Here is a 26,014-nt window from a genome sequence, read left to right as displayed (position 1 = left end):
TTAATCTAATGCGAATGCAGTAAAAAAGTGTTTATTTTTTAGATAAATATTAAAAATAACTTCTAGTTAATGAGTATCGTATTCTTCTTCTCACATATTTTGACGACTAATCCTAATTGGGATTTCAGTGTTATTTTATTTAATCTGTGTATTAAAACTGTATTTTATGTAGTGAAAAAACACATTAATAATATACTGAAAAAGTGTTGTTTTTTATGAAATATATCTTTTATTAAAAATTTAATAATAATATTTGTTTGTTTTATAAAAATAATTTTTAGCTAGTTGAAACCAATCATGAAATAAATAAAATTCTATGTATCTACTTAATTGCACGTATTTTATACAAATGTATTTATGATTTTTACATTAAAGTTAAGTGTAAAATTACAAATAAAAAAGACATCAAAGTGAGTGGTTGAAAATCAATATTTTTTTAAAAATGTATTTAAAATTTCTTAAAACACAAGTTTACAAAGTTGTGAGTGTTTATTAATTAGTATTCAAAAATGAGAAATAAGTCACATTTTAATTTAGATAAGAATCATTATGCGCAATCCCTATTATTTATTATTTGTAAGTGTTTTCCTGTATTCTAATACAAATTTTTCATATGCTACCCAAGTATCTGACACTTTAAGAGAGCGAGCAGTATCCCAAATTAAAAATGGGCAGATCCAACAGGGTGCGATTACACTTGAACAATTAGTAAAAAAATACCCAAATAATCAAAAGATATTAGCAGATTATTTATTGTTGGTTGTTCCTATTCACCATCCTAATGCAACAAAATTATTGAGTTTGACTCAACGTATCCAAGCTAAACAATTTCCTGAATATGCTCACTTTGCTGTGGTGAAGTTATTACGTGATCAAAAGCAATTTTCACAGGCAATATATCTTTTAGAGCAATTTGAACCATATCAAAAACAAAATCAACTACAAGTAAATCTTTTAAAAGCACTTTTATTTAGTGAGAATAAGCAAGAAAAGCAAGTACTTAAAGTTTTAAAGAAGATTGATCTAAAAGCTTTAACGGCAGATCAGTTGATGCAAGTTGCTTATAGTTATCGTATCCTGCAACATCCTGCAGAGGCTGTACATGCGATTCAATACGCATATAAGAAAAAGCCATTAGATGAAAATATTCAAAAGGAATATGTGAATAGTTTGCTGGCGTTAGGAAGTTTTGAACGTGCTGAAAAAATTGTTCAAAACCATCCTCAAACAAAGTGGGGATCAATGCTAAAGCAACAAAAGCAAGATGGACGTGGGGGAGCGGTACAGGCTGTAAATATATCTGATACTTTAAGAGAGCGAGCTGTATCACATATTAAAAATGGGCAAACTCAACAAGGTGTAGTAGAGTTTGAGCAATTATTAAAAAAATATCCAAACAATCAAAGAATATTGGCAGATTATCTATTGTTGGTTGTTCCAATTCGCTCTTCAGATGCAGCAACACTGCTTAATTTGGTTCAACGTATCCAAGCTAAACAATTTCCTGAATATGCACACTTTGCTGTGGTGAAGTTATTACGTGATCAAAAGCAATTTTCACAGGCAATATATCTTTTAGAGCAATTTGAACCGTATCAAAAACAAAATCAACTACAAGTAAATCTTTTAAAAGCACTTTTATTTAGTGAGAATAAACAAGAAAAGCAGGCGCTTGAAGTTCTAAAAAAGATTGATTTAAAAGCTTTAACGGCAGATCAGGTGATGCAAGTCTCATATAGTTATCGCATCCTGCAACATCCTGCAGAGGCTGTACATGCGATTCAATACGCATATGAGAAAAACCCATTAGATGAAAATATCCAAAAAGAATACGTGAATAGTTTGCTGGCATTAGGAAGCTTTCAACGTGCTGAAAAAATTATCCAAAACCATCCTCAAACCAAATGGGAGTCGACTTTAAACCAACAGATTGAATTAGGATATTTAGCACAAGAAATTGGTGCGGCAATAAAACGACATCAATATTTATCAGGACGTGGTGAACATGATGCAGTGAGCTATCAAAAGTTAGATCGAGTATTGGTGGAAGCTGATCAAATAGCTGCCCGAAATCAACTGGTTCAACCATTCTTTAATCGCTTTTATTATGACTATCTATATGCTTTGAGTTATAGAGGAAAATCAAAGCAAGTATTAGATATTTTAGCGCAAGTGCAATTACCCACAGTGACATCCATGCCAGCGTATGTGCGACAAGCTATAGCTGATGCTTATCTTGCAGAACGTCAAGCGAAAGAAGCAGAGCAATTATATCGAACCTTAGTTACTGAAAAAAATTATTCTGATATGTCTGTTTATAGTGCATTTTATTATTCACTTTTAGAGCAGGAAAAATATGATCAAGCCAATCAGCTAATTCATGAGATTGATCATTTATTGCCGACATTCCAATACAGTCAAGCCAAAGGGGTTGATAAGTCTGTTCATACGGATCGGTCTCAATATATTGGTTTGCGTGGTTTGAATTGGGCGTACAGTAATCGTTTAGACATTGCTGAGCCGTATTTTGAAGGTTTGGTAAATAAAACTTCAAATACAGATGATGGTTTAAATCAGCTTGCTCGTATTCAGCGTTGGCGTGATAAGCCTGAACAAGCACAACAAACTTTAGCAAGATTAAATGGTTTGATGCCTGTTTCTAAAACTACCAAAATTAATCTGATGCAAAATGCACAAGCACTAGGTGATATCCAAGCTTGGAGAGCGCAAACTGATCAATTGGCACAGGATTATCCAGAAGATACCAGTATTGTTAAAAGTCGCAAAGAATTAGCGGATAGAGATCGAGCAACGATTCAACATAGTAGTCGTTTTTCTCGTAGCCGCTCAGACCAAAATAATATTTCTGAAGGTTTAAAAGGTTCTAAAGATCGTGAGCTAACAACAACTTTATATTCTCCTTGGTTTTCAGATAACTATCGGGCATTTGTTGAGCATCGAGATATTTGGGGGAAGTTTCGTCAAGGTAACTTAGAGCAACAACGTTATGGTGTTGGCTTGCAATGGCAAGACCAAAGAAAATCTTTAACACTGACTGCTTCACAAAACGATGATGCTGATCGCCAAGGTTTAGAAGCAGAGTGGACACATCAGCTCAATGATCATTGGCAATATTATTTAAATGCCAATAGCCAAGCCGATATACCTTTACAAGCAATTGAGCTTGGTCATGAAGGCTATGCTTTGGGTGGTGGTATTCGCTGGAAAGAAAATGAGTCACGTCAAGCAGGTTTTGGATACACCGTGACGGATATCGATGATGGAAACTTAAGACAAGAATTTTCAGCAGATTATTCGCAGCGTATTTTTTTAAGTCCACATCAGACAACAACTGCAGGAATCAATGCTTATTACGGGAAAAATAGCTTAAATAATGTGTCTTATTTTAGTCCAAAGCAAAGTTCAAGTTTTGGTTTAAGTCTAACCCATGAGTGGCTAACTTGGCGTGAGTATGAACGTTCCTTTACCCAACGTTTTGGTCTAGGTGTTGGATTTTATCAACAACAAAACTTCGATACCAAGCCAATCGCTGATCTGCAATATCAACATTTATGGAAGTTATCGAGAACATGGTTACTACGTTATGGCATTGGCTATGGCATGCATGTTTACGATGGAGAATATGAAAATCAAATGTACGGCAATTTAGGTTTTGAGGGACGCTTCTAATGAAATATATAAATCAACTTTCAAAATCTATATTCATCAGTGGCTTGGTTATTGTTTCTACACATGCTTTGGCAGAAACGACAGTCAAAGATTTGGCACTTGAACCTGAGAAAAAAGTTTTATTTGATCAGCAACGTTTTGTTAGCTTAACTTTTCATGATGTGCGTGATGATGTACTTAAAGCAGGTGATCGTGATCCTTATGCAATTAGCACACAAAACCTAGTACAGTTTTTTGAATGGCTAAAACGTTCAGATTGGAATCCTGTAAGTTTAAAACAAATTACAGAGGCTCGACAGAAAGGTACAGCTTTACCTCGAAATGCGGTTTTGATTAGTTTCGATGATGGTGCACTCAGTCATTATAGTCGGGTTTTTCCTTTAGCAAAAGAATATCAAATTCCAGTAGTTTTTGCTTTGGTGACGAGTTGGATGAATGGAAATACCAAAGCCATTTATGAAGCTTATGGACAAGGTAATGAAATGACTTGGGCGCAAGTTCGAGAAATGCAGCGCTCTGGCTGGGTAGAGTTTGCAAGTCATTCACATGATTTACATCAAGGAATTTTAGCCAATCCTCAAAATAATCAACAACCAGCAGCAATTACACGACTATATTCTGCAACATTAAAACGTTATGAAACACAACAAGAATATGAACAACGTATAGTCCAAGATTTAAAGCAATCTCATGAAATCTTGCGTAAAGAGGTTGGTATTTCTCCAGTTGCCATCATTTGGCCCTACGGCGCTGTCAATGTAGAAGCAGAAAAATTAGCACAAAAAGCAAGTTTTCCTTTGTCTTTTAGTCTGGGGACAGATGCGGTAAATCGTATTCATGATGGTACTTTTCAGCGTGGTTTAGCTGTGAATAATCCTAGTTCTGAAGACTTGTATGAGCAAATGACAGATTCTATCCATTATCAAAACTTTGTTCGTTATGCGCCTATGCGTGGTTTAACTTTTGATTTGGGAGAGTTTTCACAAGATTATCGTCAAGCAGACCAGCAACTTGGTCAAGTGTTAGATTTGACCAGTGCCCTAAAAAGTAATGTGTTGGTTTTGAATGCAGTAAGTGATCAAGATAAAGATGGCATCTATGATCATACGTATTTTCCAAATACATATTTGCCTGTGAAATCTGATGTGTTAAATCGGACTTTATGGCAAGCAAAGACTCGTATTTTTAACCAAATTTATGTGCAGTTACCATATTCATTAGAGCAGCAACAACCCCAACTTGTCGCAAACTTATCGCAGCAGTTATTTAAAAATAATACTAGTTTAGATGGAATCGTTTTAAAAACAGATTCATATTTGCAATGTGCTTTTCAAACAGTACAAGAACAAAAGTGTATAGATCAGCAACAGCAGGTTAAACACACTTTGCAAGAGATCAATAACAGTTCAAAACGATATTCAAATATCAGTAATCCCTTTAAATTGTCTTTGCAAGTCCAGCTTGCTGCGATAGAAAAAGGCACATTGTTCGCATTTTTTAATCAATTTAAGGATCAAGTAAAATTATTCAATTTTGAAATAGATAGCCTGCAACAAGAACAGCAATTTAAGGACTTTTTAAAGCAAATCGAATCATTCAGTACTGAGCAAAAAGCACAAATTTGGGTCACGCTCTCTGTAGATTCTGCGCGAACTGCGCAAGACTGGAAACGTATTCAAGCTAATTTTTTAGCACTACAACGTTTGGGCGTACAAAAATTGGCAATCAACCGATATAACACTGTTAATGCGGAATTGGTTCAAGAGTTTTTATACACACCATTAAGCTTAAATCAAAGTCCTTTAACGTATCGAAATCCCTTTATTTCTAAAACAGAGGGGAAATCGCCATGACCACAGTCGAGCTTTTGTTCCTTTTTGCTTTTTTATATCCATTGGTTATGGCATGGACATGGATGATCGGTGGAGTATGGTTTTTCTTTAAGAGAGAATATAAGCAAAATCAATTACCTGAAATTTCTCAGCAAGGGTGCAGTATTATCATTCCATGCTTTAACGAAGAAGCACAGGTTAGAGAAACTATTCGTTATGCTTTACAGACACAATATCCAAAATTTGAAGTAATAGCAGTCAATGATGGAAGTTCGGATCGTACCGCAGAAATTCTAGATGAATTAGCAAAACAGTATCCAAGTTTAAGGGTTGTGCATCTGGCTGAAAATCAAGGGAAAGCATTTGCTTTGCGTTCTGGCATGATGGTGAGTCAATATGAATATTTAATTTGTATAGATGGCGATGCTTTATTACATCCTCATGCCGCAATTTGGATGATGCATCATTTAACCAATTTTAATCGTGTTGGTGCGGTGACTGGAAATCCACGCATTATTAATCGTTCAAGTATCTTAGGGAAACTACAGGTCGGTGAATTTTCATCTATTATCGGGTTGATTAAACGTGCCCAAAGAACTTATGGGCGTATTTTTACCGTTTCGGGTGTGATCGCAGGTTTTCGTAAAACAGCTTTAGAGCAAGTTGGCTTTTGGTCTGATGATAAAATTACAGAAGATATTGATATTTCATGGAAAATTCAATTGGCAAAATGGGATATCCATTATGTGCCTAATGCACTTTGTTATATCTATATGCCTGAAACTTTGTCTGGTCTATGGAAACAACGATTACGTTGGGCGCAAGGTGGAGTTGAGGTTTTACGTACTTACATTCCAAAGCTATTTAAATTAAGTGCCTTAAAAATGTGGCCTGTGGCATTGGAGTCCATGATCAGTATGATTTGGGCTTATGTAATTTTATTGATTATTGTCCTATTTTTTGTAGGGTTATTTGTACCCTTGCCTGCTGAGTGGTACATAAAATCTTTATTTCCACAATGGTATGGCGTCATTCTTGCTATTACCTGTCTAATTCAGTTTTTTATCAGTCTATGTATAGATAAACGTTATGACGATCAACGTTTTTTTAGAAATTATTTTTGGGTGATTTGGTATCCACTATTTTTCTGGCTTTTGGGTGCAGCGACTACAATTGTTGCAGTTCCAAAGGCATTGTTTGCACGTAAAAAAAGAGCGAGATGGGTAAGCCCAGATCGAGGTTTCAGAGGAGAAGATGTATGAATAGTTTCCATTCAGATGTTGTAACAGATGAGTCTAAGCTTGATATTCCTGCATATATTGATCAACCTCAATATGTTAAAAATAAAGGAGCCCATTATACTTTGCAGGCCATAGGTTGGACTTTGTGGACAGTTTTACTTTTGCCTTTACTCACTGTGTTACTTTGGATTTTTCAGGGTAAATTGATTCAAAGTTATATTTTTGCAGAGCATTTTAGTGTGCAAATTTATAATTTTGCTTGGTTAGCCTTAATCGTTGTCGTGTGTTGTGCTTCATTGCTTGTTTGGGCAAGCTATAATTGGTTACGATATCGAACAGCAAAAAATCCAAAAGTATTGAATGTCACACACTCAACTTTAGCTGAGGATTTTTTAATTAGTACTGAGGAACTCTTAAAAATTCAAAAATCTAAAAATATTGTGCTTCATTATGATGATGAAGGTGTTTTATATAATTATGAGCTTAAAAAAGCTTAATATATATATTGATACTTATGAAAAAGAGGTGGTTTATCCACCTCTTTTTCATTCATCCTTATAAATATCTTTTTGCAACTCAATTGCTTTATGATTTTCATCCAAAATTTTTGTTGTGAGTTCTGGTGCTGATTTATTGCGAATGTATTCTAAATCCCGAATATTTTTTTGTACTGCAACAGCACCAAATAAACTTAGTAAAAAAGCCATGATATAAAAGCCTTTTTCACTTAACAGTAAATTTGCATTCCATAAACCAACAGCTAAAAGTGCAATGCAAATAATGACCGATGCCCAACATAAGCCAAAATAAATTGGCGTGACGTGTACACCCTCAAGCCGATCCCGAATAATTTTTTGTAATGATACGGCTGAAAAAAGCCCATATAAAATTAAAATTAAATAATAACCTTTTTCATTCAATAACATATCTGCATTGAATAAACCTACAGCATAGGCAGCCGCACCTGCCAATAATGCAACCCAACTCGCAGCAATAAAGGCAGGCGTAGGTTTATTGATGAATTGATTCATTGTTATTTTCCTTATAATCTTACTGTTTTATATCTTCCATTATGCCTAAAGCAAAAAGTATGGCAAATATTTTCAAATAAAAGAGCATCCTCAGATTTGATAAATACCTATTCATGTGTACATATGCATTTGCTTTTGAAATAAATGTCGTTTTTTAACAGGATTGTTGGTGTGGATTATCCAAATTGTTATAAAAATAATTTGTTATGATGAGAAATTTAAAATTTTTATATCATTGTTTAAAAATAATGTCTTAGAGTATTATTGGTATTAAATAGCCAAAACGTCATGGCTACTTAATACTCAAGTTTTTGTATCTTATGATGATTTTTTAATATCCATTAATAAGCTAAAGTTTTCCAAGCGTTTTTCAGTATCATAAATATCACAAGTGAAAATAAACTCATCTACATCATATTTTGCCAAAAGATTATCTAAACCTTGTTTAACAGTAGTTGGCGAGCCAATTTGCGCCATCGCTAAGAAATTTTGTACTGCCATTTTTTCAGCAGCTGTCCAACGTCCTTCCATCGTTGCTACGGGTGCTTTTAATTTCATGCTGCGTCCCGTTAAAAGGCTTTGAATACGTTGATATACACTGCTTGCAAGATATTCTGCTTCAGCATCTGTTTGTGCTACAACTGTTGGCACGCCCATTGAAACATAAGGTTTGTCTAAATATTGCGATGCTTGGAAATTATCACGGTACAACTCAATCGCTTGTCCCAACATACGCGGTGCAAAATGAGAAGCAAAAGAGTAGGGAAGTCCCAAACGTGCAGCAAGTTGTGCACTAAATAAACTTGAACCTAATAACCAAACAGGTACATGCGTCCCTTGTCCTGGTGTTGCTGTAATTCTTTGGTTTGGTTGCGCATCATCAAAATATTGTAAAATTTCAACAACATCATTTGGAAATTGATCTTCAGTTTCTTGACGCCCCCGTCTTAAAGCACGCATGGTTACTTGGTCAGTGCCTGGCGCACGACCTAAACCTAATTCTATTCGATTTGGATAAAGTGTTGCTAATGTTCCAAACTGTTCAGCAACCACTAAAGGTGCATGATTGGGGAGCATAATGCCACCTGAACCGACTTTCAGCGTCTGTGTATTGGCAAGAATATAACCTAATAAGACAGCGGTAGCAGAACTGGCGATACCATCCATATTGTGATGTTCTGCAAGCCACAAACGATCGTATCCCAACTTTTCAGCATGCTGAGCGAGTTCAAGTACGTGTTTTAAAGAAAATGCAACATCTTGGTCTTCACGTACAGGTGCTAATTCTAAAATCGAAAACTGGGTATTTTGTAAAGATCGCATAGCTATACTCAAAAATAGGATATATCGAAATAGTACGATATAAATAAAACGCTGTATATCGAAAAATTTCGATATTAAAAAATACTTACAAACATTAAAATTTAAATCTGAATTAAATTTTTAGCATAAAAAAACCTAGAAAGTCAGCTTGCGATCCAACTTTCTAGGAGAAAACTTAAAGAACTTTTAAAAATTTAAACTTTCTATCTGAGTATTTAAAATCTATTAACGGCGATGTTTATTTTTATAATGACCTAAATGACGTCCATTATCATGGCGATAGTTACGGTCATTATAACGGTAGTTACTGCCACGGTAGCCACCATCATAGCGGCGGTCGTATCGGTCGTTGTATCGACCATCATAACGGTCATCGTAACGACGATCTTCACTGACTTTACGTCCTAAAGTTGAACCACCAGCAGCACCTAAACCTGCACCAACATAACCACCTGTAGAACCTGCTACATTTCGTCCTACGGTATAACCACCCGCACCACCTAATGCACCACCAATTGCAGCACCTGTACGGTCACGGCGATTACTTGATGCTGCTGCGCCACCTGCGCCACCAATTGCAGAACCAATCATTGCACCTGTGCTGCCACCCATTTGATTACCAATCGCAGCACCAACGACACTGCCTAGACCTGAAGAAAGGGCAACACGAGAGCCATTATCTGCATGTGCACTTGTGATCATCGTTGCTGCAAGTACAGTCGCACCAATCATTGCTTGTATTTTCATGTTCAAACTCCTTCTCGAAGCTTCTTCAATTTCTTAACTTAGACTTAATTTAGCGAACAACTGCGGTTTGATTGTGGACTCTGTTGTATTGAAATTATCGTGATACGTAAACATTTTGTAACTTTTGTCTTTTATTTATTCATAGTTCGTTCTGACATTGGAACATTAAAAGTAGATCTAAATTTTTAAGAGAATAAATTGCTTAAATTAAAAGTTTATACCTAAAATAAAAAGGTATAAGTTACATGTTTTTAAATAGCCTAAGTATAAATTAAGCATCGTTTAGTCAATATTTTTTAATTTATAAATAAAAAAGCACTCAAAACTGAGTGCTTTTTATATGTCGATGAATTAACGACGATGTTTACGATATTTTTTATTGTACTTACGATTATCATAGTGACGATCTTCAGATACTTTTTTACCAAGTACCGAGCCGCCTGCAGCACCTAATGCAGAACCAATATAGCCACCTGTAGAACCGCCTACGTTTTTACCCACTGAGTAACCACCTACACCGCCTAAACCACCACCGATTGCAGCAGCAGTACGGTCACGTTTATTGGTTGCAACCGCAGCACCACCAGCACCACCAAGCGCTGAACCAATCATGGCACCTGTGTTACCACCCATTTGTTTACCAATTGCAGTTCCTGCAACACTTCCTAACGCTGAAGTTGCTGCAATACGAGTTGAGTTGTCAGCATGGGCATTTACTGTAAAAACTGACGTTACTGCTAAAGCAGAACTTAATAATAATGCATTTAATTTCATGTCTTGCTCCATGTCCTGATATGGACAGCTCTATCTCTATTCGATGAGGTAAATGTAACAAAAGGCGACATGGAAAATGTGGAGAAGATTTCCGTTTATTAGGGTGTTTAGTTTCTGAATGTTGGTTTTCTATTAATATTGTGCTTTAAAGCAGCAGGCATTTAAAAATAATGTAGAAACTATGAATTTAAATGCCGAATTTTCAGCCAATTTTTTAAATGAGGTGGATTAGGCATTGATTTAAATGCTTAGCTTATATTCTAAAATGCTGATTTTTAAATGTGTTTATATATACTGTTTAGGTTTTAGAACTTCTAAAGTTATTGTCTATGTTTGAGTATTTTTTCTTGAGAATAGAAAAACTGATCCTATGAAAAATAAAGAGAAATTCAGTTAGCTGTGTTATTTAAAAGCGAGAATCGTTAAACTAGGCACAATTTTTAAAATGTCTTACCGTGTTTATCCTGATAAGTGTCCTGATAAATGAATTTGGGTAGGCTTAAGCTTGAGATTTTATTTAAATGAAAGAATCGTTACGTTTACGATTAGACCAATTGTGTGATCGACACGAAGAGTTAGAGGCACTACTTGCCGATGTAGAAGTTATTTCAGACAATAAACGTTTCCGTAATTTGTCACGTGAACATAATGATTTAACTGAAATTACGGATGTTTGGAAGAAATACAAACAAGCTGAAGAAGATATCGTTACTGCTGAAGAAATGACTTCTGACCCTGATTTTAAAGAGATGGCGATTGAAGAAATTAAGGAAAATAAAGCATTAATTGAAGCTTTAGAATCTGAATTGAATATTTTGATGATTCCAAAAGATCCAAATGATGCCAATTCAGCGTATTTAGAGATTCGTGCTGGAACAGGTGGTGATGAAGCTGCAATCTTCTCAGGCGATTTATTCCGTATGTATAGTAAGTATGCTGAAACGCAAGGTTGGCGTATTGAAGTTTTGTCTGAAAATGAAGGCGAGCATGGCGGTTATAAAGAAGTTATTTGCCTGATCAACGGTGAAGGCGTATATGGTCGCCTAAAATTTGAAAGTGGCGCACATCGTGTACAACGTGTGCCAGCAACGGAGTCTCAAGGTCGTGTGCATACATCAGCATGTACGGTTGCGATTTTGCCAGAAGTTGATGTCGATACCAATGTAGATATTAATCCTGCGGATTTGCGTATTGATACTTATCGTGCATCGGGTGCAGGTGGTCAGCACATTAACAAAACTGATTCGGCAGTTCGTATTACCCATATTCCGACAGGAACAGTGGTGGAATGTCAGGATGAACGTTCTCAGCATAAAAATAAAGCCAAAGCGATGGCGCTTTTGGTGTCACGTTTAGAAAATGCCAAACGTGCTGCTGCGGATGCTGCAACGTCAGAAATGCGTCGTGACTTGGTGGGTTCCGGTGACCGTTCTGAACGTATTCGTACATATAACTATCCACAAGGTCGTATGACGGATCACCGTATTAACTTAACTTTATATAAGCTAGATGCGGTGATGGAAGGGGATTTGACTGAGTTGCTTGACAGTTTACATCGTGAATATCAAGCAGATCAGTTAGCGCTTCTTGCACAGCAAAATGGTGGCTAAGTGAATATTGCACAGGCTTTAGCTTTACGTGGTGAACCTGAAAGTTACGAACGCCAAGAAAATGCATGGTTGCTTGAACATATTACCCAAATTGATGCTGTTGATTTGGTCATGAAAAAAGATCAACAACTGAGTAGTGATCAAGAACAAGCCTATAGAGATGGTCTAGCACGTATTCAAGCGGGAGAGCCATTAGCTTATGTCACAGGTTCACAACCATTTTGGACTTTAGATTTAAACGTTACACAAGATACTTTAGTCCCTCGTCCAGACACTGAAGTATTAGTGGAAACGGTTTTGCATTTGGACTTGCCTGAAGATGCGCGTATTGTAGACTTGGGCACAGGAACGGGTGCGATTGCTTTGTCTTTAGCAAGTGAGCGTCCAAACTGGGAAGTGACGGCAACAGATATTTATGAACCGACTTTAGAAGTTGCTTTATCAAATGCCAAAAAGCATGATTTAAATCAAGTAAAGTTTTATTTGGGAAGCTGGTTTGAGGCACTCAATCGTCAATATTTTGATTTGATTGTATCTAATCCACCTTATATTGATGCAGATGATGAGCATATGCGTGATTTGGCTTCTGAGCCACAACGTGCATTGGTTGCTGAAAATCAAGGTTTAGCAGATATTGAGCTGATTATTAAGCAAGGTAAAAACTGGTTGACGCATCAAGGTTGGATTGCTTTAGAACATGGTTATGACCAAGCAAATGCGGTACAAGCCATTTTCCAAAAGTATGGTTTTAAAGAAATCCGTACGGTCAAAGATTATGGTGGAAATGACCGTGTGACTTTAGCGCAGTGGTTAGCTTAAGTTTTAACGATTTCAAATGAAAATTATTTAAGAAAAAAGCCATATAATAAAAAGAGGTGATTTAAATCACCTCTTTTTATTTGGGCGTATTCAGTTTTACATTGGAAAATCTTGCAAAGATTCAGCAACTTCGAGTTGTGATAACGTATCTGCTTCCATTGCTAGGCACAATGCTACAATTTTGGCAGTATCTGCTAAATTTTCCTTTTTTAAAGCCAGCCCATTTTGAATGGCATTGAGATTTTCTTTTTGAATATCCAAAGCATATGCGAAATTATGTGTTTCTTGATTGGCAATAAAATGAGCAATCGCTTGATTTAAATCAGGTTGAGGCGCACTTAACAGACCATTAATTAACTCATCGAGTTGTTCTGTTTGGGCAGATAAAGAATGAACAAATTTTTGCACAAGTGAATGTTCAAGTACATCAGAGATTTTATTCATGGGAGAACCTGTAGCTAAAAACAACTTTAAACAACAAAATTTTGGGAGAGATAAAATTAAGTGAAAATCACATTAACTTGATTAAAAAATAATCCATTTGTAATTTTAAAGCAACTTTATTCAGACGAATGAACAATAAGTATATTTTAAAATTTAAAAATGAATTTTTGTTAAAATTAAATTATTCAATTGATTATATTTTATTTTTTACTAATAGTTAAAAATATTGATTGTTATTCACGATAAGAACCAGGACTCACGCCCGTCCATTTTTTAAAAGCACGATGAAACGCACTTGGATCTTGGAAATGTAATTCATCACTAATTTCTTGTAAGGTTTTAGTGGTTGTGGTTAAGAGTTCAATCGCTGTATCTCGACGTATTTCATTTTTAAGTTGTTGGTAGCTGGTACCTTCAGTTTTTAGTCGCCGTTGAATGGTGGCTTCGGACATATTCAGTTGTTGTGCCAAACTATTTAATTCTAGCCATTCTACTGGTGGATGTTGCATGAGTGATTTACGAATGATGGAACTGAGTGCGTGGGGATTCTTAAAACGGACTAATAGGTTTTCAGGGGTATTCCGAATGAATTCATACCAAGATTTTTTATCTTGTTTAATGGTTATTTTTAAATAACTGGCATCAAACTGGATATAATTTTCATCTGCATGATATTGAATATTCTCACAAAATCGTACCTTATAGTCATGGTCATCTAAAGGTGCTGCACATTTGAGCTGAATTTTATTGATGATTAAGCGTTGTCCACTCAGCCAACAAATTAAACCATGAATCAACATCAGGTAGGTGGCGTATGCAAACATGGCTTTAGGCGATTGACGATCATAAATTACGATATATGCATAATTTTCCTCAACAAATAGGGTACTTTCAAAATCATCTAAAATTGCATTTAAAAACTGCAAGATTTGGTTGAGTGCAATTTTGACGGTTTCAGCTTGCATCAGCATTTTGGATAAGAGTTGGAAGCTACCTCGACGCATGGCATGACTGTCCATACCAAAAAACTCATCATTCATTTGATTGGCGATTTCTGTCCAAAGGTGAGCAAAAGCACGGACTGAAATTCTGCTTTTTTCGGATTGGATTAGCTCAGGTGAGATTCCAGCTTTTTGCATTAAACGATCTAGGTCTAAGTTTTTATTTTGCGCAGTTGCCAAGGCTTCTTGTACCAATGCAATAGAAATTGTTCCTTTGCTGTATTTTGGCGGTTGATTATGCATAGCCAATTCCATTATTTTGTAGCACGACGTCATTGTCCAAATGCATCAATTAAAATGCAACTTTTGGAAATTGTACTCAAGTGTTTCTGTGTTTACTCTGCTGCTTAAGTCGAGTGCTCATTCAAAAAATGAATAGGAAAATAATATGAAAATTGCAGGAAAAGTTTTTGTTGTGACAGGTGGTGCATCTGGTTTAGGTGCAGCAACCGCAGCATTTTTGGTTGAACGTGATGCCAAAGTCATCATTGTCGATATGAACAATGAGCTGGGTCAGCAAACACAACAGCAATTGGGTGCAAATGCCAAGTTTGTGCAACTTGATGTGACTGATGAAACCACAGTTGAACAATTTTTTAATGAGGTTGAACAAGAGTATGGTCAGCTCAATGGCTTGGTGAATTGTGCAGGGATCGGACCTTCTGCCAAAGTCTTAGGTAAAAAAGGCATTCATGCACTGGCTGATTTTCAACGTGTTCTAAATATCAATGTATCGGGTACATTTAATATGCTGCGTTTTGCAGCCAATTTGATCGCAAAATATGAGTTGCAAGCAGGTGAAGAAGATCGTGGTGTGATTATCAATACCGCTTCAGTTGCAGCATTTGATGGTCAAATTGGACAGACAGCTTATTCGGCTTCAAAAGGTGCAGTTGTTGCAATGACATTACCTTTAGCACGTGAGCTTGCACAACATGCAATTCGTGTCATGACCATTGCGCCAGGGATCATGGAAACGCCGATGCTCAAAGCATTACCGCAAAATGTACAGGATGCTTTAGGTCAAATGGTGCCATTTCCACCACGTTTGGCAAAACCTGAAGAATTTGCGTCTTTGGTGGGGCAAATTTGTGAAAATGGTTATTTGAATGGTGAAACGATTCGTCTTGATGGCGCAATTCGTATGCAACCAAAATAATCAAATATCTAAGATGACATAGAAATTTAAAGCACTCAGCTTTGTCACATGCTTCTTTGTTTCAACGAGGTAGCATGTGAATTTTCCTCAAGAAATTCATATCCCTTTTATTTTCTTTGTGCTTTTAAATGTACGAAGTCGGGATATTTTTGCCAAAACTATTGTAAAGACAGGATGCTGCTATGATTTTAAATGAAGAACACAAAATGATTCAGGACATGATGCGTGATTATTCGCAAAATAAACTGAAACCTACGGCAGCTGAACGTGATCAAACTTCTCATTTTCCAGCTCAAGAACTTAAAGCGCTTGGTGAATTGGGTGCTTTAGGCATGACGGTTGCTGAACAATATGGTGGTGCAGGGCTTGATTATGTTTCTTTGGTTTTGGCACTTGAGGAAATTGCTGCTGGTGATGGTGCAATTTCAACCATTGTCAGTGTACAAAACTCTTTACCCTGCGGTATTCTGCAACGTTATGGCACTGAAGCACAAAAACAAAAATATTTAACTAAACTGGCTACTGGGGAATGGCTTGGTTGTTTCTGCTTGACGGAACCACAAGCTGGTTCTGATGCAGGCGCTTTACAATGTAAGGCAGTGCGTGAAGGGGGTGAATGGGTAATTAATGGTACGAAACAGTTTATTACTACAGGTAAAAATGCTCAGATTGCGTTGGTATTTGCAGTAACTGACAAAGAGGCGGGCAAGCGTGGCATTTCTTGCTTCTTGGTGCCCACTGACACGGAAGGTTATATTGTTTCTCGTATCGAAGATAAAATGGGGCAACATTGTTCAGATACAGCCACCATCGTTTTTGAAAACTGCCGAGTGCCTGCTGAAAACTTATTAGGTCAGGCAGGTGAGGGCTATAAAATCGCCTTGTCCAATCTCGAATCAGGGCGTATTGGGATTGCATCCCAATGTGTCGGCATGGCTCGTGCTGCTTTGGATGCCGCAGTTGAATATGCCAATGATCGTAAGGCTTTTGGTGTGGAGTTGGTACAGCATCAAGCCGTTGCATTTCGTTTAGCAGATATGGCAACACAAATTGAAGCTGCAAGGCAATTGATTTTACATGCAGCAACTTTAAAAGATGCAGGGCTACCTTGTTTAAAAGAAGCATCTATGGCAAAGCTATTTGCTTCTGAAATCGCTGAAAAAGTGTGTTCCGATGCGATTCAGATTCATGGTGGTTATGGCTATGTTTCAGATTTTCCAGTAGAGCGCATTTATCGAGATGTGCGTGTCAGCCAAATTTATGAAGGTGCTTCAGATATTCAACGCTTATTGATCGCACGTGAAGTCACACGTGTTTAAGTATTTTTAAGTTATTGAATCAACTCCCCCGAATCTTATTGATGAAGGGGAGTTGATTTTAAGATTAAGGTGCAGGATTTGGTTGTTGACGGTGGATATCTTCAACACCTTGTAAAATTTCATCTGACAATGTCAAATCAAAAGCAGCAATATTTTCTTTAAGCTGAGATAAATGAGTCGCCCCAATAATGGTACTGGTCACAAAAAATTGCTGTTTAATATAAGCCAAAGCCAATTGCGTTAAGCTTAAACCATGTTTTTCTGCCAGTTGCGCATAGTGTTCAGTTGCCCATTCACTTTCTGGATTGCTATAGCGACTAAAACGGCTAAAACGCGTTACACGGGCATTGGCTGGACGTGCGCCATGACGAAATTTTCCTGTTAAATAGCCAAATGCGAGTGGTGAATACGCCAATAATCCAACGTTTTCATAATGCGCAATTTCTGCCATTCCGATTTCATAGCTACGATTCAGTAAGTTATAAGGGTTTTGCACACTGACAATTTTTTCTAGACCTAATTTTTCAGCCAAATGTAAAAATTTCAAAGTTCCCCAAGGGGTTTCGTTGGACAAACCAATATGGCGAATTCGACCTTTTTGAACTTCTTTAGATAATGCCGTTAAAGTCTCTTCCAAAGGAGTAATGTGTTGTTGACTATGTGCATCGCTATTACTGTAGCCGAGTTTACCAAAGAAGTTGGTTGGGCGTTGTGGCCAGTGTAATTGATATAAGTCAATATAATCGGTCTGTAAACGCTTTAGCGAGCCATCGAGTGCAGCCGCAATTTCACTTTCAATAAATTGGGTATGTCCGTCTCGAATATGGCTTCCACCTTGTTGGGGGCCTGCAATTTTTGAAGCAATGAATAATTTATCACGTTGCCCATTTTGTGCAATCCAGTTGCCAATGATTTGTTCAGTCGCACCTTGGGTTTCAGGCTTTGGTGGTACAGGATACATTTCAGCAGTATCCCAAAAATATAAACCTTGATCCAATGCATAACTCAGTTGTTCAAATGCTTCAGTTTGGTTATTTTGTTCACCAAAAGTCATCGTACCTAAACAGATTTCTGGAACTTGGATGCCTGATTGACCAAGTGGATTAAATTTCATTGCGTTTGTCCTGAAGTATTATTTTCAAATGATTTTACTTGCAACATCATAACGTGATGAAATGATTTTGATTGCTTAATTCTGTATAAGAAATTCTAAAAATAAAAAAAGCAAATCCGAAGATTTGCTTTTATTTAGACAATTATCATGAGTTATTCATCATCATGCTCATCGTCTGAATATGAAGATTCTTCTAAAGACGCATCAAAAATTAGAATTGCTTTACCATCGGTTTCAATCATACCTTGTTCTTCAAGCGTTTTCAGAACACGACCAACCATTTCGCGAGAACATCCCACAATACGCCCAATCTCTTGGCGAGTGATACGGATTTGGCGACCATTAGGTAAAATCATTGCTTCAGGTTGAGCAGACAGATCAATCAAACAACGTGCAATACGACCTGATACATCAATAAAGGCAAGATCGGTTACTTTACGTGTGGTATTTTTTAAACGTCTGACCAACTGTGCAAATACAGCATAACTTAAGTCAGGATATTGTTTGCTGACTTCATGAAAATTCTCATAAGAAATTTCGGCAATTTCGCAAACATCGCGGGTTCTTACTTCAGCGGTACGTTGTGGGTTTTGTTCAAATAACCCCATTTCTCCGAAGAAATCACCTGGATTGAGATATGCAACCACAATTTCACGATCATCGTCTTCACGTAAAATGATTGATACCGATCCTTTTAAAATTAAATACAGCGATTTTGACTCAGAACCCGCATCAACAATAGTCGTACGTTTCGGAAAACGATTGATGTGAGCACGCTTGAGTAATGCTTTGACTGATTCAGGAAGTTGTCCTGGCGACAAAGCATCTGTACTAAGTTGTGCTAAATTAGAAGACATGCTAAAAAATTCCAAATTGGATAATAACTAGACCGATTGATCTAAATTGAACTCGTCACGTAAAAGCGCAAGAGATGAAATTCCTTATCAACTCATTTTATGCTAGTGTACAGGTACCCTGTAAATTTATAGCTTTTTTTAGGTAGTTGCAATGCAAACTAGCGTACATTGGTTAGAGAATGTTGCTTTTGAAGCAAAATCGGAAAGTGGTCATCAAGTCGTGATGGATGGATCAGCCGAATATGGTGGTGAAAACCGTGGCCCACGTCCCATGGAGCTGATATTAATGGGACTTGGTGGTTGTGCTTCTTTCGATATTGTGACTATATTGAAGAAATCTCGCCAAGATGTGACAGATGTTGTATGTCAGCTTAAGGCAGAACGTGCTGACACAATCCCAGCAGTATTCACAAAAATCCATTTACATTTTGTCGTGACTGGACATGATGTGAAAGAAAAACAAGTTGCCAAAGCTGTCGAACTTTCTGCTGAAAAATACTGTTCTGCCAGCAAAATGCTGTCAGATGGTGGGGTTGAGATCACACACGACTTTGAAATTGTCGCTGCTTAATAATTATAAAATCAAAAAAGCCAAAATTGATTTTGGCTTTTTTTACTTGAATTATATTCTATTTTAGCTTTAATCTGAGTAGAATGGTCGACATTCAAAGTGCTAAAAATTGATAAAAATCACGTAAATTATCCAAAACAAAAATAATAGAAATCAAATTGTTACAAAATATTACAAACTCTCTTTGTTTTTAATTTTTGTATATTATTCAACCGTTTTAACGCGTCAAGAATAGCTGTGGATCAATACGCGCATTATTTAAGCTCATGCCCCAATGCAAATGTGGGCCAGTTACTCGTCCTGTTTTACCCACTAAGCCTAACACTTCACCTTGTTGCAATCGTTGACCTTTTTCCACATTAATTTTGCTCAAATGGCAAAACATGCTGATTAGCCCTTGTCCGTGATCGACTAAAACAGTTTTTCCATTAAAGAAATAGTCGCCAATACCGACCACTACGCCAGTTGCAGGTGCAACAACTTTTTGTCCGACGGGTGCTGGAATGTCTAAGCCTGAATGTGGTGCACGTTCTTCACCATTGAAAAAACGTTTGCGTCCAAAAGAATTACTGAATTTCCCAGCGGTGGGGCGGATGAAATGTGGAAAATCAGCCGATTGTGCTGCGGTAAATGATGCGTAAATATCATTTTGTTCTTTGGCTTCACGTGCATAACGATCAAGTTGTTCTTGTTGGGGATTAACATAATCTTGATTTTTGACAGTTAACCGTTGTTGTGCGTATTTATAAGGTTGAATCTCGATTTGAATAGGCTGAGCATTGGTTTGTAACAGTAATGTTCCCACAGGGGTTGATAGAGGAATGCCAAAAATCGCATAACGCTGAGAATTCGGTTGTGTAAGCAAAACAGGTTGCCCGTTGTATTTTACTTCAGTAACATTTTGCGCCAATGGAATAACCGCAATTCCACCTGCACGACGAGAGTCCTGAGGTAGTGCAAAGATTTGAGTTGTGGTAAATATTCCACATAAGATGAGTATTTTTTTAATTGAGCACACAATTCAATACAACAGTTAATTTTTATAAATTATGCGGCTTTTTCAAGGATATTCTCAAGAAGCAGATTGTTAATGATGTATGAATTAAATAGCCTAAGCTGTAATTGCAATTCACTATATTTGAAGATAGGTGAATTTCATAGTAGATGAATGCTAACTTAATGCAAAAAGTCTACTCAGTGGTATAAAGCCTCCATCCTTGGTGTGTGAATTGTGTATATCGATTTGTGCATATCTATGTTATTTGAATACTTTTAGTATTTTTAAAATAATATATAAAGGGGAGAGTTACTCTTGCCGCCAAGGAAGTTGATGAAAACGCCAACCATTGAATGTGCCACGTTGTAAGTTCTCATTTAGATCACCTTCAAAACCTTGTTCAATATTATAAACTCGCTCAAATCCAGCATTTAAAGCGACATTTGCTGCTGCTGCGGAGCGTTTACCACTACGGCATAGTAAGAGAATCAATGTATCTTTGCCGACCAAGTTTTCAAGCTGTTGGGTAAAAGATGGATTTCGATCTAAAGCTGTTCCAATCGCCCAAGGAATATGAACGGTGTTTTCTACATAACCGACAAATTTACGCTCCTCAGTTGTACGCACATCAACAATGACAGCAAGACCTGCTTGAAATAAAGCCCATGCTTCATGTGGTAAAATCGTCCCTGTAAATTCAAGATAATGATCTTCAACACGTTGCTTAGCATCATCTAAAATTTGTTTAATTTTTCCCTCATCTAAGGGGAAAAAATTAATCTGAGTTAAGCTGTTCATGATTTTCCTCAAGCAAATTTTTAGAAAGCATTCAATGAAAATGCTTTTTTATATTGAAAATAGACGGTGAATGATCTGTGATTTAATATAAAGGTTTTTTATATTCCTAAAATGAATAAAAATTGAATTAGTTATCATTAAATTTAAAATAGTTGTTAAGATTCAATCTTGCATAAATTCTAAGATTTGATTTAAAACAAATTTAAAGCGTTAATAATGCAATTTTCAGATATAGATATATGAATAAATGTTTATCTAAAATTGTTCTCATAAAATAATATTTATTGAAAGAATTGAATAATGCTGCAAAATCCAGTTTGATTATTCAGTGTATAACAACGCAAAAATGTAGGCATCCGAATGACCCAGTGGAATATTCAAAATATTGTCAGTGAATTACAGCAAGCACGTAATGAATGGCGTACAAAGCAAAAAAGCCTAAAAGATTTTGGGGGGAGAGAGTTACCATCGAAAGAAGAAATCAGCAAAATTATGAATGATCTTTGCGGTATTTTATTTCCGATGCGACTTGGACCACATGATTTGCGTCAACAAAGTGAAAATTTTTATATTGCACATACACTTGAAAAAACACTGCATGCATTACTAGAACAAGTGAAGCTGAATTTAACCTATGACGATAAATATAAAAAACATCATCAAAGCAAAGAGATGATTGAGGATTTGGCACAGCGTGTAGTCAGTGAGTTTGCAGAAAAATTACCAACACTACGTCGTATTTTAGATACTGATGTGATTGCAGCTTATGAGGGTGACCCTGCTGCACGTAGTGTCGATGAGGTACTATTGTGTTATCCGGGGATTCTTGCCATTACTTATCATCGTATTGCACATGAGTTTTATAAAAAAGATTTACCTTTATTGGCACGTTTGATTGCTGAATTGGCACATTCTAAAACTGGAATTGATATACATCCCGGTGCACAAATTGATCAAGGTTTTTTTATTGATCATGGTACAGGGGTTGTGATTGGTGAAACTTGTGTCATTGGAAAAAATGTAAGGATTTATCAAGCAGTGACTTTAGGTGCGAAACGTTTTGAAGTTGATGACACAGGTCGTTTGCAAAAAGAATATGCACGACATCCTATTGTTGAAGATAATGTCGTGATTTATGCAGGTGCAACTATTCTTGGACGTATTACTATTGGTGAGGGTGCTGTGATTGGTGGAAATGTGTGGATTACCCAAAGCGTGCCAGCCAACAGTGCGGTGTTGCAAAGTTCAGTGACTAAGTCACAGGTTTGATATTTTTGAGTACTGATGTCTTGGTCAGTACTCACATTACTATTTATCATTGACCGTAAATGAATGAGATGCTCAATTCATTTTTTTGAGATCAAGTTTAAAAAATTAAAATTTATATTGTAAATATCGAGTTGTTTATTACTGAAACCCAACATTATTTTTATTCTCAATTTTGTAAAGCTAGCCTAATCTAATGAATATCTCTAGAAAGACAAAGGACTAAATTAAAGTTATATTTTTCAGAGTACTTGCCTTGAAAAAGATGAAATTAGGACGCATATTACAACTAAAGTATATCTTGATTAAAGAATTAAGTTTTTGAAAAATATAAAAATAATTTTTAAAAAGAGTTGAAAATTCACAAAGTGTTCCCATTTATGATTCAAGTACAAAATTTGTTGTGAGGAATAACAAGAATGCGTTTTGAAAAATTTACGAACCGCCTACAGCAAGCTTTATCAGATGCTCAATCTTTAGCGATGGGTAAAGATCATACTGCTATTGAAGGAATTCATATACTCTCGGCACTATTAGAAGAACCATCTAATCTTAGTTTGTTGCAACAAGCAGGCGCAAATCTTCCTGAACTTAAAAATAAACTAAAACAAGCATTAAATGATGCTGCAACCCTAAGTAATCCAACAGGGGATATTAACCTTAATCCTGAGGCGGTACGTGCCTTAAATTTGGCAGACAGTTTCGCTCAAAAAGCAGGCGATGAGTTTTTATCAACCGATTGGGTCATTTTAGCGCTCGCTGAAACAGGAACAACCAAAACATTATTAAGTAGCGTAGGTGTAACTGAAGACAAGCTACGCAAAGCAATTGAAAATATTCGAGGTGGCGAACAAGTCATGGCAAATAATCATGAAGATCAACGTGATTCACTCAATAAATACACCATTGACCTCACTGAACGTGCGCTGTCAGGCAAACTTGACCCTGTAATTGGGCGTGACGAAGAAATTCGTCGTACCATTCAAGTTTTATCACGCCGTACCAAAAATAACCCTGTGTTGATTGGCGAGCCAGGTGTGGGTAAAACAGCAATCGTTGAAGGTTTGGCGCAACGTATTGTGAATGGTGAAGTACCAGAAAGCCTAAAAGGTAAACGTGTTTTATCATTGGACTTAGGTTCATTGCTTGCAGGTGCAAAATACCGTGGTGAGTTCGAAGAGCGTCTAAAAGCCGTTCTAAAAGACTTAGCAAAATATGATGGTGAAATCATCCTGTTTATTGATGAGTTGCACACACTGGTTGGCGCGGGTAAAGGCGATGGCGCAATGGATGCAGGAAATATGCTTAAACCTGCATTGGCGCGTGGTGAATTACGTTGTGTTGGCGCAACCACTTTGGATGAATATCGTCAATTTATTGAAAAAGATGCTGCGCTTGAACGTCGTTTCCAAAAAGTGTTAGTGGATGAACCGAGTGTAGAAGATACCATTGCGATTTTACGTGGTTTAAAAGACAAGTATGCAACGCATCATGGTGTACAGATTCTTGACTCAGCGATTATTGCTGCTGCGAAAATGTCGCATCGTTACATCACAGATCGTCAATTACCTGATAAAGCAATTGACTTGATTGATGAAGCGGCTTCTCGGATCAAAATGGAAATCGACTCAAAACCTGAGCCATTAGACCGTTTAGATCGCCGTTTAATCCAACTCAAAATGCAGTTGGAAGCAGTGAAGAAAGATGCTGATTCGGTGTCTAAAGCTGAAGTTGAACATCTCGAAAAACAAATCGAAGACGTTCAAAAAGAGTACAGTGATCTTGAAGAGGTTTGGATTGCAGAAAAACGCCTTGTGGATGGTACGAATCAAGCACAAGTTGAATTAGACAAAGCACGTACAGCCTTTGAAAAAGCGCAACGTGAAGGTGATTTGGCAGAAGCAAGCCGTCTGCAATACGGCGTTATTCCTGAGTTGCAAAAACGCTTGAATGAAGAAGAAGTAGCGGAAGTAAATGAAGAGCCGAAACTGATTCGTACCAAAGTTACTGAAAATGAAATTGCGGAAGTGGTGAGTGCAGCAACAGGAATTCCTGTATCGAAAATGCTACAAGGTGAACGTGAGAAACTTCTTCACATGGAAGAGTTCTTACATAATCGTGTAGTCGGTCAGGATGAGGCTGTGGTTGCAGTTTCTAACGCAGTACGTCGTTCACGTGCAGGATTATCTGACCCGAACCGTCCAAGTGGTTCATTCTTGTTCCTTGGGCCAACAGGTGTGGGTAAAACTGAATTAACCAAAGCACTCGGTAATTTCTTATTCGACAGTGATGATGCGATTATTCGTATCGATATGTCTGAATTTATGGAAAAACACTCGGTTAGTCGTTTGGTGGGTGCGCCTCCGGGCTATGTGGGCTATGAAGAAGGTGGTGTTTTAACTGAAGCGGTACGTCGTAAACCATACAGTATTGTTTTATTTGATGAAGTTGAAAAAGCACATCCAGATGTATTCAACATTCTTTTACAAGTGTTGGATGATGGTCGTTTAACGGATTCGCAAGGTCGTTTGATCGACTTTAAAAATACTGTGATTGTGATGACGTCAAACTTAGGTTCAAGTGATGTACGTGAACTCGGTGAAAATGCAACCGATGAAGAGGTACGTGCAACGGTAATGAATGCAGTATCGCAACATTTCCGTCCAGAGTTTATTAACCGTATTGATGAGTTGGTGGTATTCCATTCATTGAAGAAATCACAAATTCGTGGCATTGCCGATATTCAGTTGGATCGTTTGCGTACGCGTTTGGCGGAACGTGATATCGGATTAAAAGTAGATGATCACGCTTTTGATATCTTGATTGATGCTGGTTTTGATCCTGTTTATGGTGCGCGTCCATTGAAACGTGCAATCCAGCAACAGCTTGAAAATCCATTGGCTCAAAAAATCTTAGCAGCTGATTTTACTGCTGGAGATACGATTTTAGTCGGTGCGGAAGATGGTCAATTAAATTTTAGTAAACTTAAATTAAGTTAATTGAACAAAACATCTACCAGTTTAGGTCGTAAAAAGAGAGAAGCCAGTCACTTTCGAGTGATTGGCTTTTTTTATGGTGAATGTTTGAAAATATAAAAGAATCTAAGTGATTGAAATTGATGATCCTTCATAAAGCTTAAAAAAAGTAGTCAAAAGAAAATAAACCCTAGAAAATTATTTTAAATAAAGCTACATGAGAATAAAAAACTTACAACAGTGTGACATTCTCATGAATTATTACAATTCGATTTTAAAACAATAGAAAAATAAATATTTAGAAAAATGTCTTTACATATTGAAAATTAAAGAATTTTAATTAAATCAAAAACAAATCCAGAATTATCATAAAAGCGTCACAAAGCTGTAACTTATTTGTCATATTTTAAAATCAAAATGCAGTTATCGAAAAGGTACTCCATTGT

The 26,014-nt window shown here is 36.8% G+C and carries 21 protein-coding genes; 11 read left to right on the top strand and 10 right to left on the bottom strand.

Annotation, left to right across the window (positions count from 1 at the left end):
• The first annotated feature begins 549 nt into the window (after positions 1-549).
• Genes pgaA through pgaD form a run of 4 tightly spaced genes read left to right on the top strand, consistent with a single transcriptional unit; the run spans position 550 to position 7,260 of the window.
• Entirely contained in the window at positions 550-3,690 is a 3,141-nt protein-coding gene (gene pgaA, locus HUS24_RS06480; RefSeq protein ID WP_173911240.1) for a poly-beta-1,6 N-acetyl-D-glucosamine export porin PgaA, read from the top strand.
• On the top strand, positions 3,690-5,543 hold the full coding sequence (gene pgaB / locus HUS24_RS06475) for a poly-beta-1,6-N-acetyl-D-glucosamine N-deacetylase PgaB (protein WP_173911239.1): 1,854 nt from the start codon (positions 3,690-3,692) through the stop codon (positions 5,541-5,543). The genes pgaA and pgaB overlap by 1 nt, the downstream gene beginning before the upstream one ends.
• On the top strand, positions 5,540-6,784 hold the full coding sequence (pgaC, locus tag HUS24_RS06470) for a poly-beta-1,6-N-acetyl-D-glucosamine synthase (protein WP_173911238.1): 1,245 nt from the start codon (positions 5,540-5,542) through the stop codon (positions 6,782-6,784). The genes pgaB and pgaC overlap by 4 nt, the downstream gene beginning before the upstream one ends.
• A complete protein-coding gene (gene pgaD / locus HUS24_RS06465; RefSeq protein ID WP_173911237.1) occupies positions 6,781-7,260 on the top strand; it encodes a poly-beta-1,6-N-acetyl-D-glucosamine biosynthesis protein PgaD in 480 nt (159 codons plus the stop codon). Before pgaC ends, pgaD begins: the two co-directional genes overlap by 4 nt.
• A gap of 48 nt (positions 7,261-7,308) precedes the next feature.
• On the opposite strand, the gene yiaA is transcribed toward pgaD, so the two are convergent.
• The 4 genes from yiaA to HUS24_RS06445 all read right to left on the bottom strand — a co-directional run bounded on the left by yiaA (position 7,309) and on the right by HUS24_RS06445 (position 10,638).
• Positions 7,309-7,794: an inner membrane protein YiaA gene (gene yiaA / locus HUS24_RS06460; protein WP_173911236.1), complete on the bottom strand. Its 486-nt coding sequence runs from the start codon at positions 7,792-7,794 to the stop codon at positions 7,309-7,311.
• Between the two features lie 318 nt (positions 7,795-8,112).
• Positions 8,113-9,117: an LLM class flavin-dependent oxidoreductase gene (locus HUS24_RS06455; protein ID WP_173911235.1), complete on the bottom strand. Its 1,005-nt coding sequence runs from the start codon at positions 9,115-9,117 to the stop codon at positions 8,113-8,115.
• A gap of 225 nt (positions 9,118-9,342) precedes the next feature.
• Positions 9,343-9,864, bottom strand: coding sequence for a hypothetical protein (locus HUS24_RS06450; protein ID WP_173911234.1), 522 nt, complete (start codon positions 9,862-9,864; stop codon positions 9,343-9,345).
• Positions 9,865-10,215: 351 nt separating this feature from the next.
• A complete protein-coding gene (locus HUS24_RS06445; protein ID WP_173911233.1) occupies positions 10,216-10,638 on the bottom strand; it encodes a hypothetical protein in 423 nt (140 codons plus the stop codon).
• Positions 10,639-11,159: 521 nt separating this feature from the next.
• On the opposite strand from HUS24_RS06445, the gene prfA reads away from it, so the two are divergent.
• Complete coding sequence (gene prfA, locus HUS24_RS06440) at positions 11,160-12,248, top strand: peptide chain release factor 1 (RefSeq protein WP_171530681.1); 1,089 nt, start codon at positions 11,160-11,162, stop codon at positions 12,246-12,248.
• Positions 12,249-13,067 carry a peptide chain release factor N(5)-glutamine methyltransferase gene (gene prmC / locus HUS24_RS06435; RefSeq protein WP_173911232.1) on the top strand — a complete coding sequence of 273 codons (819 nt, stop codon included), beginning with the start codon at positions 12,249-12,251 and terminating at the stop codon, positions 13,065-13,067.
• Positions 13,068-13,163: 96 nt separating this feature from the next.
• Here the strand turns inward: prmC and HUS24_RS06430 are convergent, their stop codons facing one another.
• Together HUS24_RS06430 and HUS24_RS06425 are read right to left on the bottom strand one after the other, a co-directional pair.
• The gene (locus HUS24_RS06430; RefSeq protein ID WP_173911231.1) at positions 13,164-13,511 is read right to left on the bottom strand and encodes a hypothetical protein; all 348 of its coding nucleotides are present in this window, start codon (positions 13,509-13,511) and stop codon (positions 13,164-13,166) included.
• Positions 13,512-13,744: 233 nt separating this feature from the next.
• Positions 13,745-14,755 (bottom strand): AraC family transcriptional regulator, encoded by a 1,011-nt coding sequence (locus tag HUS24_RS06425; RefSeq protein ID WP_173911230.1) that lies wholly within the window; start codon positions 14,753-14,755, stop codon positions 13,745-13,747.
• A gap of 145 nt (positions 14,756-14,900) precedes the next feature.
• On the opposite strand from HUS24_RS06425, the gene HUS24_RS06420 reads away from it, so the two are divergent.
• Together HUS24_RS06420 and HUS24_RS06415 are read left to right on the top strand one after the other, a co-directional pair.
• Complete coding sequence (locus HUS24_RS06420) at positions 14,901-15,671, top strand: SDR family NAD(P)-dependent oxidoreductase (RefSeq protein ID WP_173911229.1); 771 nt, start codon at positions 14,901-14,903, stop codon at positions 15,669-15,671.
• 182 nt (positions 15,672-15,853) lie between these two features.
• Positions 15,854-16,990: an acyl-CoA dehydrogenase family protein gene (locus HUS24_RS06415; RefSeq protein WP_173911228.1), complete on the top strand. Its 1,137-nt coding sequence runs from the start codon at positions 15,854-15,856 to the stop codon at positions 16,988-16,990.
• A 64-nt stretch (positions 16,991-17,054) separates the two neighbouring features.
• Here HUS24_RS06415 and HUS24_RS06410 read toward each other — a convergent pair whose 3' ends face one another.
• Together HUS24_RS06410 and crp are read right to left on the bottom strand one after the other, a co-directional pair.
• Positions 17,055-18,104, bottom strand: coding sequence for an NADP(H)-dependent aldo-keto reductase (locus HUS24_RS06410; protein ID WP_173911227.1), 1,050 nt, complete (start codon positions 18,102-18,104; stop codon positions 17,055-17,057).
• A 152-nt stretch (positions 18,105-18,256) separates the two neighbouring features.
• Positions 18,257-18,961 carry a cAMP-activated global transcriptional regulator CRP gene (crp, locus tag HUS24_RS06405; RefSeq protein WP_173911226.1) on the bottom strand — a complete coding sequence of 235 codons (705 nt, stop codon included), beginning with the start codon at positions 18,959-18,961 and terminating at the stop codon, positions 18,257-18,259.
• A gap of 151 nt (positions 18,962-19,112) precedes the next feature.
• Here crp and HUS24_RS06400 point away from each other — a divergent pair, with 151 nt between their 5' ends.
• Positions 19,113-19,532, top strand: coding sequence for an OsmC family protein (locus tag HUS24_RS06400; protein WP_171530675.1), 420 nt, complete (start codon positions 19,113-19,115; stop codon positions 19,530-19,532).
• Positions 19,533-19,749: 217 nt separating this feature from the next.
• Here the strand turns inward: HUS24_RS06400 and HUS24_RS06395 are convergent, their stop codons facing one another.
• Complete coding sequence (locus HUS24_RS06395; protein WP_254433828.1) at positions 19,750-20,541, bottom strand: peptidoglycan DD-metalloendopeptidase family protein; 792 nt, start codon at positions 20,539-20,541, stop codon at positions 19,750-19,752.
• 297 nt (positions 20,542-20,838) lie between these two features.
• Positions 20,839-21,327, bottom strand: coding sequence for a rhodanese-like domain-containing protein (locus HUS24_RS06390; protein ID WP_173911224.1), 489 nt, complete (start codon positions 21,325-21,327; stop codon positions 20,839-20,841).
• Positions 21,328-21,687: 360 nt separating this feature from the next.
• On the opposite strand from HUS24_RS06390, the gene epsC reads away from it, so the two are divergent.
• On the top strand, positions 21,688-22,596 hold the full coding sequence (epsC, locus tag HUS24_RS06385) for a serine O-acetyltransferase EpsC (protein WP_173911223.1): 909 nt from the start codon (positions 21,688-21,690) through the stop codon (positions 22,594-22,596).
• 416 nt (positions 22,597-23,012) lie between these two features.
• On the top strand, positions 23,013-25,592 hold the full coding sequence (gene clpB / locus HUS24_RS06380) for an ATP-dependent chaperone ClpB (protein ID WP_173911222.1): 2,580 nt from the start codon (positions 23,013-23,015) through the stop codon (positions 25,590-25,592).
• The last annotated feature ends 422 nt before the right edge of the window (positions 25,593-26,014 follow it).

The sequence above is a fragment of the Acinetobacter sp. Marseille-Q1618 genome (assembly GCF_902809855.1).
Classification (GTDB): Bacteria; Pseudomonadota; Gammaproteobacteria; order Pseudomonadales; family Moraxellaceae; genus Acinetobacter.
Note: the sequence above shows the minus strand (reverse complement) of the source record. Positions and strands in the feature narration are given on the sequence as shown.